We start from the raw sequence: 13,705 nt of genomic DNA, 5'->3' as shown, positions 1-13,705 counted from the left end.
GGCGGGTTCCTGGTCAGGGCGTGGCGTCGTCGTCGGCGACACGCGCGAGCACCGCGGCGGTGTCCTGGTCGAACACCGGCGCGGCGAACGGCTGCGGGCCGGGGGTGCGGCCGAACACGATGGGCCGGGTGATGCCGCGGTAGCTGCCCAGCACCGGGTGCGGCAGCGTGGTGATCATCCCGCCGGCCTGCACCTGCGGGTGCTCGAACATGTCCTCGACCTTGCGCGCGGCCGCGCACGGCACGTCCTCGCCGAACAGCGCTTCCCATTCCAGCGCGCCGCGCGCGGCCAGCGCCGCATGCAGCCGCGCCAGCAGTTCGTCCGAGTGCGCGGCGCGCTTGCGCACGGTGTCGTAGCGCGGGTCCGTGGCCAGTTCCGGCAGCCCGGTCTTCTCGCACAGCGCCTGCCAGAAGTGCGGCGTGTTGGCCGAGATGTAGAGCCAGCCGTCGGCGGTGGGATGGATGCCGGTGACGCCACCCGAGCGCATGTCGCGGCCCACCGCCTCCGGTTCGCCTTCGGCCCAGATCATCCGCGCCGACTGCATGGTCAGCGCGCTGCGCAGCAGCGACACGCCCACGTACTGGCCTTCACCGCTGCGTTCACGCTCGTACAGCGCCGAGGACACGCCCGCGGCCACCAGCGCGGCGGCGTAGTAGTCCACCACCGAGCCGTAGAGGATCTCCGGGGCACCGCCGGGCTTGCCCTGCATGGCGCACATGCCGGTCATGGTCTGCAGCACCTGGTCGTAGCCGGCCTTGTCGCGCAGCGGCCCGGTCTCGCCGTAGCCGGTGACCGCGCAGTACACCAGCCGCGGGTTGAGCCGCTGCAGGCTGTCGAAGTCGATGCCCAGCCGCGCCGGCACGTCCGGGCGGAAGTTGTGCACCAGCACGTCGGCCTCGCGCACCAGGCGCATCAGCACCGCGCGCTGGTCGGGCTGCTTCAGGTCCAGCACCACGCCGCGCTTGGAGCGGTTGACGCCGAGGAAGGCGCGGCTTTCCGCTTCCAGCGTGGACGGGTACTTGCGCAGGTTGTCGCCGGTTGGCGGCTCCACCTTGATCACTTCCGCGCCCTGGTCGGCCAGCAGCGTGCAGCCGTAGGGACCGGCGATGTACGCGCTGAGATCGAGCACGCGCACGCCACTGAGCGGGCCGCTGGCGCCGTCGCGACGGGCGATGTCGAAGGGAGAGGGGCTGGGGCTTCCTGTCATGGGGTGCGCTCGATTCCTTGATTGCAGTTTCCTCCGCGTGGCCGGGAAGAAACATATCGTGCGGGTATTTTCAGCGAGGACTTAAAGCGGTGAATGGCCGCGTGGCCGGCGCCTTCACGGCGCCAGCGACAGCCAGGTCAGCCGCCAGGCGCCGTGCTCGCGCCCGCCGCAGCGGTAGTAGGGCTCGAACACCAGCGGCGCGCGGCAGTCCAGCCGCATCGTCACCGGCGCGCCTTCGCCCTGGTCGTCTCCGACCTGCAGCCAGTTCGACGGATCGCCGGCCGGCAACCGTACCGTCTCGTCGGTCTTGTAGCCGTCGATCAGCCCGGTGGCGTACACCAGCGGGCCGTAGGTCAGGCCGATGTATTCCCAGCGCAGCACCTCCTGCGCCACCGGCGAGCCATCGGGCGCGCGCGATTCCTGCACGTTGATGTTGGCCGCGCGCTGCAGCTGTGGCCGCAGCGGCAGCACCACGCTGACCATGTCACCGGCCTGCCATTGCCGCCGCAGCTGCACGAAGCCGTCCGCACCCACCTGCACCGGCACCTCGACGCCGTTGACCTGGATGCGCGCGTCCTCGGCCCAGCCGGGGATGCGCAGGCCGATGCCGAAGCTGGCGCGGTTTTCCGGTGTCACCAGCAGCGTGATCCGGCCATCGAACGGATAGCGCGTGTGCTGCTGCAGCGTCACCGCGCCGGCCTCCGGGTGCTGCAGGCTCGCCTGCCCGGCGCCGTACAGGTTGACCCGCAGGCTGCCGTCGGCGCTGGTGCCGTAGGCGACCTGCGGCAGTTCCTCCACCGCCATCGCGCCGGAGGACTTGCAGCAGCGCCAGTAGGTGGTGTGTACCCGCTTGCCGTTGGGGAAGGTGTAGTAGCACCAGTCCTCGCCATCGGGTGCCATCGCCGCCAGCAGGTCGTTGTAGGCGGTGCGTTCCAGTTCGTCGGCGTAACGCGCGTAGCCGGTGATCGCCAGCAGTTCGCGATTCAGCTGCATCCATGCCAGCACCGAGCAGGTCTCCACGTAGGCCTGCGGGAAGAACGTACGCGGCGCGTTGAACACTTCACGCGACCGGTGCGCCACGCCGCCCCACGGGCCGCCGCCTAGGGTGAGGTGATGGGCGCGGATGTTGTGCCACAGCGTATCGACCGCGACGCGGTACTCGTCCTTGCCGGTGGCCTTGTACAGCTTGGCCAGCCCGACCAGGTTCCAGCACAGCTGGTAGGCCTTGCCGGTGGCGATGAAGGCCGCGTCCTCGCCGGCCAGCGCCTTGTCCAGCAGCGCCAGGCGTGGGTTGGCGTTGGCCTGCTGTAGGATCTTCTCGGCCAGCGCCAGATAGCGGGGCTCGCCGGTGGCCAGGTACAGATCGGCGGCCGGGTCCAGCAGCACCGTGGCGGACATGCCGTGGTGGTTGCCCAGCGTGGTGATGTCGATGCCCGATTCCAGCGCCTGCCAGCACAGGTCGGCGATGCGCCGCGCGGCCTGCAGGTAGCGGTCGTCGCGCAACGCGCGCCAGGTTTCCAGGAACCCCAGGATCAGGTAGCTGTGGGTCCAGATGTCCCAGGTACGCAGCGCCGGCTCGCCGTTCCAGCTTTCCGGCCGCGGCGGCTGCGGCACGGTGAAGCGGCGGTCGGCGGCGTAGTTGCCGAGGTAGCCGTCATCGTCCTGCTGGCTGACCAGCCAGTCGGCCACGCGGCGCAGGTTGGCCTGCAGCTGCGGCTGCCCGCCCTGCGCCACCGCGCGGGCGGTGGCCGACAGCCATTTGCCGGCATGCTCGCCGTACCAGTCGCCTTCCTGGTTCTGTTGCTTGTGCGCCTGGCCGAAGATGCGGATCGACGGGCTGTCCTCATCGACGATGAAGTGGCTCAGCCGGCCGCCGCGGTTGGCCGCCAGCATCTGCCCGAACAGGCCGTCGAGCTGCACCGCCGCGGGCGCGGCCAGCTGCTGGCCGCTGCTGATCGCCGCGCTCATGCCGCGTCCACCACGCAGCGGAAGCCGAGCATGCCGCTGCGGTCCTTGGCCGGCGCCATCAGCAGGTACTTGCCGTGCTGGTCAAGCCGGTAGGCCTGCGGGAAATACCAGTGCGAGGTCTGCGGCTGATAGCTGGAGCCACCGCGCAGGATCGCCGCGCGGGTGTGCTCGTCGACGAACTCGTCGGTCCACTGCCACACGTTGCCGACCAGGTCCTCCACGCCGAACGGGCTGGCGCCGTCCGGGTGCGCGTCGACGTCGTCCGGCGGCAGGATGCGGCGGCCGCGGTTCACCCGCGGCACCCGGGCCGGGTCCCAGTCGTTGCCCCACGGATACAGCCGGCCATCGCTGCCCTGTGCGGCATACTGCCATTCCCATTCGTGCGGCAGGCGCTTGCCGGCCCACGCGGCGTAGGCGCGCGCGTCCTCCAGCGATACCCAGGTCACCGGCTTGTTGCCCCAGCCGGCGCGCGGCGCGCCGTCCACCCAGTGGGCGAGGAAATTGATGTCGTCGGCCGGGTGGTAGCCGGTGGCGTCGATGAACGCCTTGAACTGCGCGTTGGTCACCGGATGGCGGTCGATGTGGAACGCGTCCATCCGCATGCGCCGGCGGTGGTGGCGACGCGGGCAGTCCTCCCACGGGAACTGCACGTCCTGGCCGGCCCAGTTGAAGCCCTCGATCTCGACCCCGCCGACGGCGAACACGAACTCCCCGGCCGGAATGGTGACCATGCCCGCCGGCGCGCTGGCCTGCGGCGGCGTCGGCGCGATCGCGCGCAGCTGCTGCGGGGCCGCCTTCCAGGCGCCGGAGTAGCTGTTGAGCGGCTGTGCCGCGCGCCGCGCGGTCTCGGCCAGGAACGCGTCCAAGCCATCCAGCACCACGCCCGGGCCGACGCTCAGCACCGCGCCGAAGCCCCGTGCTTCCATCGGCAGTTCGATCACCGCCGCGCCGTCACGGATCGACGGCGACAGTTCCACGCCGTGCCATACGTCGTAGTAGCGCGTGCCGTCCACGTGCGGCAGGCCGATCTGCTCGCCGTTGACCGCGTATTCGTTGCGGTTGATGAAGGTATGCAGGCACAGGCCCTCTACCGGGAACCGGCTGGCGAAGATGCCGCCCTGGTAGCAGACCTGGTACGGCTCCCAGTCCTGCGACACCACCAGCTGCGGGAACTGGCGGTAGATCGCGGCGATGCGGCGCAGCGTTTCGCCGTCACGCGCGGTGAACTGGTTCCAGATGCCCCAGATGTTCTCCCAGGCGTTGTAGCCGATGCCGTTGAAGAAGCAGTACTGCAGGTCGTGGTTGCGGTTGCGGCCCCAGCGGTTCTCGTAGTTGACCATGTGCCGCGGCTCCAGCCACTTCCACTTGGACACCGGCGGCACCGGGCCATCAGGCGCCTTCTTGCCCCAGCTCTGCACGTTCCAGATCAGCTGTTCCTCCGAGCTGATGGTCGACTCGGGCTGCACCACCACCGGGTTGCCGTTGGCATCGCAGGCGTCGAAGAACGCGCGCGGCACGCCATTGAAGGTGTCGCCGTTGATGCCGTCGGCGCCGGTGGCCTGGATGATCTGGGCCATGCCGTCCCAGTGCGTCACGCCGGGGTCGCGGGTGCCGTGGTCCCACGGCTTGGCCGGCAGGAACACGCGCACGCCGCGCTTCTGGAACGCCTGCACCGCGGCCTTCAAGCCTTCCAGGCCGCCGGGCAGGGTGTGCGCCAGGTCGAACTGGTTGCGGTCGTCGATGCCGATGTTCGGGTAGACGTACCAGATCAGCACCGAATCGATCCCGCCGAAGCGCGCGACCAGGTCGTCCAGGTACCTGTCCACGGTGTACTGCGCGGTGTCCACGTCGAAGAAATAGCGGTCCTCGACCATCATCTGCGCGTGCACGAAGTTGCGCTGCGCCCACTGCAGCTCCGGGCGCCGGTAGTTCACGTCGGTGTAACCGATCCGCACCAGGTGCTCGCGGCGCCAGTCCTTCAGTTCGGTCAGCCAGTCACCGGCGCTGGCGTTGGCGTCGATCATCCAGCTGCCGATGTCGGCGAACGGCCAGGCTGGCGCCTTGCCCGGGGTGGGCAGGTAGCGGCCGGTGGTGACGTGGGAGAACTTGTACTCGGTGGTGATCGCCTCACGCCCGTGGTCGGCGGCTTCGTTGTCGTAATCGGGCGTGGTGTACGGCGTGGTCATGGCATTCATCCAGCGGAAAACGGAAAGGGTCAGAGCGCGCAGGCGGTCGCCAGCGCGGCATGGGCGTCGGCGCCGGGGATGCGGGTGGCATCGGCCAGCAATGCGGCGACCTCGGCATGGTCGGGGATGCTGGCCTGCGCCCCCAGCCGGGTGCAGGCCAGCGCGGATGCGGCGCTGGCGCCGAGCAGCGCCTGTTGCAGCGCCTGGCCGCGCGCCAGCGACGCCACCAGCGTGCCGCAGAACGTATCGCCGGCGGCAGTGGTGTCCACCGGTTCGATGGCGAACGCTGGCTGCAGCAGGGTGCGGCCTTCGCTGCGCGCCAGGCAGCCGCGCGCGCCCAGGGTGACGATCACGCACGGCACCTGCAGCCGCGCCAGGCCGGTGGCCAGGTCCGGCGGGTGGCCGGCGACCACGGCCAGTTCGCCCTCGTTGACGATCAGCATGTCCAGTTGCGCCAGCAGCGCCGCCGGCAGCACCTGCGCCGGTGCGGCGTTGAGCGCCACCTTGACCCCGGCCGCGCGTGCGGCGCGTGCGTAGGCCAGCACGGCATCGAGCGGGGTTTCCAGCTGCAGCAGCAGCCATTGCACCCCGTCCAGCGGCGGCAGGTGCGCCGGTTGCAGCGCCAGGTTGGCGCCGGGGGCGACGGTGATGGCGTTCTCGGCGTCGTCGGACAGGCAGACGAAGGCGGTGCCGGTCGGCAACCGTGCGTCGCGCACGAGATGCAGCTGCACGCCGGCATCGCGCAGGGAGGTTTCGATGGGCCTGGCGAAGTCGTCCTCGCCCAGCGCCAGCAGCATGCGCGTATCGGCGCCGCCGGCACGCGCGCAGGCCACGGCCTGGTTGGCGCCCTTGCCGCCGGGGAAGGTCTGGAAGTCGCGGCCGAGCACGGTTTCGCCCGGTGCCGGCACGTGCGCGGCGCGCACCACGAAATCGAGATTGGCCGAGCCGGCAACGAGGACGGTGGAGCTCATGGAATGGCCTGGTAGACGAGGTTGTAGAAGCGGGTCGAAGGCGAGGCCAGCGGCCGGTCGCCAGCGGGCAGGTACTGCAGCATCAGGATCGCCACCAGCTGCTCGCGGCGGTCGATGGTGAAGTAGGTCGAGGCGGCACCCGACCAGCCGAACTGGCCGGCGCTGCCCAGCCTGCCGCGCGCGGCGGGGTCGGTGACGACATACCCGCCGAGGCCGAAGCCTTCGCCCGGCCCCTGGCTGGCCACCGCCGGCGCGAAGCCGCCGAGCTGGTCGGCCATCATCAGATCGATGGTCTTGCGCGACAGCAGCTGCCGCCCGTTGCCACGGCCGCCGTCGAGCAGCATGTGCGCGAACCGCAGGTAATCGGCGGCGGTGGAATACAGGCCGCCGGCGCCGCTGTCGTAACCCTTCAGGCGTACGCCGGGGGTGCGGGCGCTGGCGGTATCGGCCACGCGCAGGCGGCCGCCGTCGCCGCTGGTGGGCAGTTCGACCACGCGTCCGCGCTGGGCGACGGGCACCTCGAAGCCGGTGTCGTACATCGCCAGCGGATCAAGGATGCGTTGCTGCAGGAACCGCGCGAACGGCTGGCCGCTGACCACCTCCACCACCCGCGCCAGCAGTTCGGTGTTGCTGCCTTCGTAATGGAAGTGGGTGCCGGGCGCGTCGGCCAGCGGCACGTTTGCCAACCGCGCGGCCACGTCCTGCAGCGACGTGGCGTCGTCGACGCCGGCGGCGTCCAGCAGCCCGCTGGCGACCGGGCGCGCGGCCGGGTCCGCGGCCAGCCCGCTGGTATGAGTCAGCAGGTGGCGCAGGGTGATCGCCCTGGGCGACGGCGCCAGCCGCGGATGCGCGGGATCGCCGCCGACCACCACCTGGCGGTCGGCGAATGCCGGCAGGTAACGCGACAGCGGATCGTCCAGCGACAGCCGGCCTTCCTCCATCAGCATCAGCACCGCCACCGAGGTCACCGGCTTGGTCATCGAGTAGATGCGGAAGATGGCGTCCTCGCGCAGCGGCCGGGTGCCGGCGCTGTCGGCATGGCCGCGATGGCCGCGGAAGACCACGCGGCCCTGGTGCTGGACCACCGCCACCGCACCGGGAAAACGGCCGGGGCCGGTAGTGTCCTGCAGGAAGGCGTCCAGCCGCTGCCAGCGGTCGTCGTCGCGGGCGCTGGCCGGCGCGGCGCAGGCGGCGGCCAGCAGCACCGCCAGCAGCCAGCGCGCGGGCGATCGCCCTGCCGGGGATGCGGTGGTGCCGGTTGTGGATGCCGTGGAGTGCATGCTGCGGTTCCGTATGGCCGGCCGTCGAGGCGCGGAAGGGAGCGGGGCGTGCATTGGCGCCGGGTGCGCCTTGCCGGGACCAGCCTAGACGCAGGGCGCGCCGGCGCAAAGGGAAGTCCGCTTGCTTCAGGCCACAGCGATGCCGGGGTGATGCCGGCGCGCGCGGCGTGCAAACGAAAGCGGCGCCCCGGTGAACCGGGACGCCGCTGGGGGTGACGCGATCAGAACTTGATGCTGTGGCTCAGCGAGACCATGCGGCCACGGCCGGACCAGTAGTTCTGCCAGCCCGGCAGCTGCGACCAGCTGAGGATGTACTGCTTGTCGAACAGGTTCTCGATGCCCAGCGACAGCTTGCCGTAGCGGCCGGTGTCGTAGTTCACCACCAGGTCGAACAGCACGTAGCCTTCGGTGTTCTCCTCGTTGCGGTACACCGTGCCGGTGTCCGGACGGGTGTGGGTGGCGCGCAGGTCGCGGTCCAGCAGCTTGGTGGCGCCGAGGGTGACATTGGCTTCGGGCAGGAAGTTCCACGCCACCGAGGCGCCGATCTTGTCCGGGTTGATGTCCAGCACGCCCATCTTCTTGATCAGGCCCGAGCCCGGGTAGTACTCGGTGGTGCCGCGGATGCGCGAGTACAGCGCGGTGACCTTCCAGGCGTCGCTGAAGCGCCATTCGCCGTTGGCTTCGAAGCCCTTGATGCGGGTCGGTGCGCGGCTGAGGATGAAGTCATTGGTGCGCGGGTCGATGGCCAGCGAGGTGCCGAACTCCGAGCGGCTGTCGTAGTAGGACATGCCCAGCGCGCCACGGTCGCCGCGCCAGTTGAAGCCGTACTCGCGGTTGTCGACGATGATCGCCTGCAGGTCGGCGATGCGGTCCACCGACTGCCCCGGCACGTTGATGTTGCGCAGCGGGATGCCGATGTTCGGCAGGCCGAAACCTTCGCCGTAGGAGGCGAACACCGACAGCTCGTCGGTCACGCGCCAGATCGCGCCGAGGTTCTTCATGTTCTCGGTGTACTTGAGCCCGCCACCCTGCACGAACACGCTGTTGCGGTAGGCGGTGGTGGTGTAGCTGTCGACCTTGAGCTCGCCGTCCTCGCGGCGCAGGCCGCCGCTCAGCGTCACCGGGCCGATGTCCCAGGTCAGCTGCGCGTACGGCGCGGTGCTGCTGTACTTCATCGGCGGCACCCACAGGCGGTCGGTCAGCGCCAGCCGCTGCGCGGCCTCGTCCTTGACCAGATCCACGCCGGCGCGCAGCTGCAGGCCTTCCACGCCGAACACGTCGCCGCGGGTCCAGGAGCTGCGCAGGCCCTGCTTCTTCGAGGTGATTTCGGACTGGTCGAAGATGCGCTGGCTCTCGTCGAAGCCGGGGCCGACCTTGACCAGCTGCTTGTCGTCGCCGTTCTCCGGCAGGTAGCGCATGGCCTGGTCGGCCCAGTAGTAGTCGGCCACCAGGGTGCCGCCGAACAGGTCGCCGTTGCTGTAGTTCAGCGCGAACTGGGTGAAGTCGTTGAACTCGGCCAGCGAGCCGGCGACGGCGCCGCGCTCGGAGGTATTGGTGGTCGGCACCGGGCAGGTCACCGGGTCGTAGCGGCAGCCTTCGACCTGGCGGTAGTTGGCCTTGCCTTCGATCTTGAAGCGGCTGTAGCTGGCCTGCAGGCGCTGCGCGCCGGATTCGCCGAAGTTGTAGCCGGCCTTCAGGAACAGGTTGCGGGCCTCCGAATCGGAGGTCGAGCCGCTGGTGTTCATGCCGATGCGGCGGCCATTGCCGTCGTAGGAAATGCCGCGGTCGATGTACGACGCGCTCAGCAGCGCATCCACGTCGTCGCCCTTGTAGGCGTGGTTCACACCCAGCTTCCAGCCGGCGCTGTCGTCGCCGAACTGGGTGGAGTAGCGCGACACGACCTCGGTCTCGTGGCCCTCGACGGTCGGCACCTTGGAGATGTAGTTGATGATGCCGCCGGCCGCGCCGATGCCTTCGGAGGCGGACGGGCCGTTGATCACCTCGATGCGGCCGACCACGCCCATGTCGGTGAAGGTGCCGTTGCGGTTGCCCTCGCGCAGCGGCGAGCCCTGCGGGATGCCGTCGAACAGGCGCAGCGCGATGCGGCCGCGCAGGGTTTCGCCGGTGTTGCTCATCGCCTGCGACGACTCGGCGTAGCCGGGAACGGTACGCGCCAGCACCGCGGTCGCGTCTTCGGTCAGGCTCAGCGTGCGCTGCACTTCTTCCTTGGACACCAGGGTGATGGCGCCGGGAATCTTGTCGATGGCGGTGGCGGTGCGGGTACCGGTGACGATCACCTGGTCCAGGTCGATGGCCTTGTCCTGGCGCTTGTCCTCGGCGTCCTGCGCCCAGGCGGCGCCGGTCATGCCGGCGAGCAGGGCCATGCCGATGGCGGCCGTAAGTGGCTTGATCATTGATTCTCTCCCCCCGAAGTGGATTGCGGCGCCGACGACCGGGGAGTCGACCGTGCCGGATATCGCGTCCGGGCTTGCGCCCGTCGGGCCGGGGTGGAGGACGATCCTCTACGGGATCTGGCCACGCACCGGCCGGTCTTGGCCGAAGACTAGGTGCGGCTTCATGACGATAGAAGCGCGCAATCGTATGTTCACTGCCTAGGATTTGTTGCCGATCGCGCCGCTCCGGCGCATGCGCACAGGGCGCCCGGCCGGGCGCGGCGGGCGTGGCTAGGACTTGCCGGGCAACAGTTCGGCGCGGCTTTCTTCCAGCAGCGCGTTGACCTGGCGGATGCGCACCGACGAGCGCGACCAGACCATGCCGATGCGGCGCGGCTCGCACGGTTCGGGCAGCGGCAGCCGCGCCACCGCCAGGCCCTCGGGCCATGGCCGCGCCCAGTCCGGCACCAGCGATACGCCGAGCCCGCGGTCCACCATCACCGCGATGGCATTGAGCGCGTTGAGCTCGAACCGCTCGCGCGGCACGATGCCGACCCGGCGCAGGTACTCGTCGGCCTGGCGCCCGCCCCATTCATGGCGGTCGTAGCGGATCAGCGGCTCGTCGCGCAGCAGCGCGTGCGGGTCGCGCGAGGCCAGCCGCGCCGGCGCCAGCACCACCATGGGTTCCTCGCGCAGCAGCTGCCAGTCGCAGGTCTTGGGCAGCGAGAACGGCGCCTGCAGCACCATCGCCGCATCCAGGTCGCCGGCTTCCACCGCGCCGTACAGGTCGGCCGAGTAGCCGGGGCGGATGAACACGTTGATCTCGGGGAACTTGGCCACCATCCGCGCCAGGATGTCCGGCACCAGCCCGGCCAGCGCGGTCGGGCAGGCGCCCAGCCGCAGCTCGCCGGCCATGCCGCTCTCGTTGGCCACGCTGCGCAGGTCGGAGACGTCGCGCAGCAGGTCGCGCGCGCGCTGCAGGATGCGTGCGCCCTCGGCGGTGACGCTGACCGTGCGCCCGGCGCGGGCGATCAGCGGCGCGCCCAGCTCGCGTTCCAGCGTGCGGATCTGCTGGGCCACGGCGGCCGGGGTGATGTGCAGCGAACGCGCCGCCGCGGCCATCGAGCCGCGGTCGACGACGGTGACGAAGGTATTGAGGAACTGGGTTTCCACGGCTATGCCCTTTGGCTCGGGGGCAACGCTACAGCAGGGTCCGGCGCGCGGCATCCGACCAACGTCACGGTCGCGCGCCGGCCGTTCATGTGGCGTCCTGGCGGTAGATGGTCAGGCCCTTGAGCGAGCGCGCCGGCGCCGGGAAGCACAGGCTGGCCAGGTAGCCGATCACGATGCACAGCAGGATCGAGATGCCCAGGTAGAAGTACGGGTGCACCAGGTCGAACGACCACGCCAGCAGGGTCAGGGCAATGCTGCCGGCGATGCCGATGGCCACCCCCGGCGAGTTGGCGCGGCGGGTGAACATGCCCAGCGTGTAGGCACCGGCGAAACCGCCGCCGAGCAGGCCGGCCAGCTCGATGGACACGTCGAACAGCGAGTGGATGTCATAGCGCGAGAGCACCAGCGCCAGGCCCATGCCGGCCAGGCCGACGACCACGGTCATGATCTCGGCGAAGCGCACGCTGCCGCGTTCGGTCGGGTTCTTCGCCAGCTTGTCGTAGAAGTCCACCGACAGCAGCGTGGCCACGCTGTTGATGATGCTCGACAGCGTGGACATGGCCGCGGCGAAGATGCCAGCGATGATCAGGCCGGTGACGCCCGGCGGCAGCTCGGCGGCGATGAACAGCGGGAACGTCGCGTCGATCGGCAGCAGCGGGTCCAGCCGCCCCGGGTTGTGCTTGTAGTACATCCACAGCGCGGTGCCGATGCTGTAGAAGATGAAGCCGCCGGGGATCATGATCGCGGCGAAGATCCAGATCGAGCGCCCGGCCTCCTTGTCCGACTTGGTCGCCAGCGTGCGCTGCATCAGCACCTGGTCCTTGGGGAAGGTCAGCACCACGTCGAACACCACCAGGAAGATGAAGCCCCACACCGTGGCCTTGGTCAGGTCGAAGCTGAAGTCCAGCAGCTTGGTCTTGTGCTCGGCCATCGCCGCTTCGCGGATGCCGTCGAAGTCGGCGCCCAGGGTCCACACGATGAAGCCGATGGCGAAGATCGCCCCGCCCATCTTCACGAACACCTGCACGAAGTCGGTCCAGACCACCGCGCGCATGCCGCCCATCACCGTGTAGATGATGGTGAAGATGCCCATGATCAGGATGCTCCAGACCACGTCGATGCCGGTGATGGTGGCGATCGCCAGCGCCGGCAGGAACAGGATCACGCTCAGCCGGCTGCCGACCTGCATGGCGATGGCCAGGGCGCTGGCGAGCATGCGGATGGCCGGGTGGAAGCGGGTCTCCAGGTAGGAGAACACGCTCATCAGGTCCAGCCGCCGCAGCAGCGGCACGATCCACACCGCCACGAACATCAGCCCCAGCACCGCCACCAGGTTGTTGGTCAGGTACTGCCAGTTGGTCTCGTAGGCCTTGGCCGGGATGGCGATGAAGCTGATCGAGCTGGTGTTGGTGGCGTACAGGCTGATGCCGGCGGCCCAGAACGGGATGCTGCGGCCGCCGACGAAGAACTCCGATTCCGACGCGGTCTGGTCCTTCAGGTAGAAGTACACGCCGATGCCGATCATGCCGGCCAGGTAGATGACGATCACGCTCCAGTCCAGCCAGCCCAGCAGGTGCTTGCCGCCCTGTACCTCGGCGTAGTGCACGCCGCCGTCGGCGCCGGTCCAGGCCAGGCCGTTGCCGCGCGCGGCGATCTGTACCGGCGGCGGCGCCTCGGCCGCGTCGAGCGTGGCCCAGGCGCTGGTGATGGTGTGGAAGGTGCGCAGGCTGATGTCGCCGGCCTCGCGCACCAGCATCAGCAGGTGCGCCTGGCCCAGCGCGCGCAGCGAGCCGGGCAGGATGTGCCCGCCCGGTGCCGGCGCTTGCTGCCAGCCCCTGTCCGCGGTCCAGCGCCACAGCGCATCGCCGGTGGCGTCGCCGATGACCGCGTACAGGCCGCCCTTCTGGCCCTGCAGCGCCACCAGCCGCCCGGCGCCCGGCCAGGCCGGCTGTGCCTGCCAGCTGCCGCCCTCGGCCGCCAGCGCGTGCCGGTACAGGTGCATCGCGCCGTCGGCGCCGGTGCCGGCCACGTACAGCACGTCGCCGAGCGCGGTCGCCTGGGCCTGGCCCAGCGGCGCCGGCAGCGCCAGGGTGCGCCCGGTTGCCAGGGTGCCACCCTGCAGGCGCACGCCCTGCAGGCGGTCGCTGCGGTCGCCGCTGCCACCGCGCAGCAGCCAGGTCTGGCCGCCGGCGGCGACCGCCATGCGGATGTCGTCCGTGGCCGCGGCCGGCGCCAGCGCCAGCGGCTGCCAGGCCTTGCCGTCGGCGGACAGCGCCCAGGCCCTGTCGGCGGACAGGGCGACGTCGCGGCCGTCGATCACCAGCAGGCGCGGTTCGACCGCATCGGCCGGCAGCGGCGCCAGGGTGCCGGACGTCACCGTGGTCAGGTTGTCCGCCGCGGCGGTGCCGCCCAGCGCCAGCAGTGCCGTCGCCGTGAGCAGGCGCAACCCGCGCAGCAGGCATCGGGGCAGGGAATGGACGGGCGCTACTGCGGGTATCGGCATCGATGTGGCTCGGCAGGGCAGGGG

8 protein-coding genes are annotated in these 13,705 nt (G+C 70.3%); all 8 read right to left on the bottom strand.

Going from position 1 to position 13,705, the window contains the following annotated elements; genetic code table 11:
* Positions 1–13: 13 nt before the first annotated feature.
* Complete coding sequence (locus AC06E6_RS13050; RefSeq protein ID WP_104939950.1) at positions 14–1,207, bottom strand: CaiB/BaiF CoA transferase family protein; 1,194 nt, start codon at positions 1,205–1,207, stop codon at positions 14–16.
* A gap of 114 nt (positions 1,208–1,321) precedes the next feature.
* Positions 1,322–3,175 carry a glycoside hydrolase family 127 protein gene (locus tag AC06E6_RS13045; protein ID WP_478061609.1) on the bottom strand — a complete coding sequence of 618 codons (1,854 nt, stop codon included), beginning with the start codon at positions 3,173–3,175 and terminating at the stop codon, positions 1,322–1,324.
* Positions 3,172–5,361, bottom strand: a complete 2,190-nt coding sequence (locus AC06E6_RS13040) for a formylglycine-generating enzyme family protein (RefSeq protein WP_478061607.1) — start codon at positions 5,359–5,361, stop codon at positions 3,172–3,174. The genes AC06E6_RS13045 and AC06E6_RS13040 overlap by 4 nt, the downstream gene beginning before the upstream one ends.
* Positions 5,362–5,390: 29 nt before the next feature.
* Positions 5,391–6,332, bottom strand: a complete 942-nt coding sequence (locus tag AC06E6_RS13035) for a ribokinase (RefSeq protein ID WP_478061605.1) — start codon at positions 6,330–6,332, stop codon at positions 5,391–5,393.
* Positions 6,329–7,612, bottom strand: coding sequence for a serine hydrolase domain-containing protein (locus AC06E6_RS13030; RefSeq protein ID WP_240212569.1), 1,284 nt, complete (start codon positions 7,610–7,612; stop codon positions 6,329–6,331). Before AC06E6_RS13030 ends, AC06E6_RS13035 begins: the two co-directional genes overlap by 4 nt.
* Positions 7,613–7,833: 221 nt before the next feature.
* Positions 7,834–10,026, bottom strand: a complete 2,193-nt coding sequence (locus tag AC06E6_RS13025; RefSeq protein ID WP_240212568.1) for a TonB-dependent receptor — start codon at positions 10,024–10,026, stop codon at positions 7,834–7,836.
* Between the two features lie 270 nt (positions 10,027–10,296).
* A complete protein-coding gene (locus AC06E6_RS13020; RefSeq protein ID WP_199776739.1) occupies positions 10,297–11,178 on the bottom strand; it encodes a LysR family transcriptional regulator in 882 nt (293 codons plus the stop codon).
* Positions 11,179–11,263: 85 nt separating this feature from the next.
* The gene (locus tag AC06E6_RS13015; RefSeq protein WP_240212567.1) at positions 11,264–13,624 is read right to left on the bottom strand and encodes a sodium:solute symporter; all 2,361 of its coding nucleotides are present in this window, start codon (positions 13,622–13,624) and stop codon (positions 11,264–11,266) included.
* Positions 13,625–13,705 lie beyond the last annotated feature (81 nt).

The sequence above is a fragment of the Stenotrophomonas sp. Steno-Z10-HUANG genome, from assembly GCF_056393075.1.
The sequence above is the reverse complement of the archived record's forward strand: the minus strand, read 5'-3'. Positions and strand labels throughout refer to the sequence as shown.

What these genes read in the sequence shown, in the direction of transcription:
- AC06E6_RS13050 (WP_104939950.1), bottom strand. Translation starts at nt 1,207, where the DNA reads ATGACAGGAAGCCCCAGCCCCTCTCCCTTCGACATCGCCCGTCGCGAC.
- AC06E6_RS13045 (WP_478061609.1), bottom strand. Translation starts at nt 3,175, where the DNA reads ATGAGCGCGGCGATCAGCAGCGGCCAGCAGCTGGCCGCGCCCGCGGCG.
- AC06E6_RS13040 (WP_478061607.1), bottom strand. Translation starts at nt 5,361, where the DNA reads ATGACCACGCCGTACACCACGCCCGATTACGACAACGAAGCCGCCGAC.
- AC06E6_RS13035 (WP_478061605.1), bottom strand. Translation starts at nt 6,332, where the DNA reads ATGAGCTCCACCGTCCTCGTTGCCGGCTCGGCCAATCTCGATTTCGTG.
- AC06E6_RS13030 (WP_240212569.1), bottom strand. Translation starts at nt 7,612, where the DNA reads ATGCACTCCACGGCATCCACAACCGGCACCACCGCATCCCCGGCAGGG.
- AC06E6_RS13025 (WP_240212568.1), bottom strand. Translation starts at nt 10,026, where the DNA reads ATGATCAAGCCACTTACGGCCGCCATCGGCATGGCCCTGCTCGCCGGC.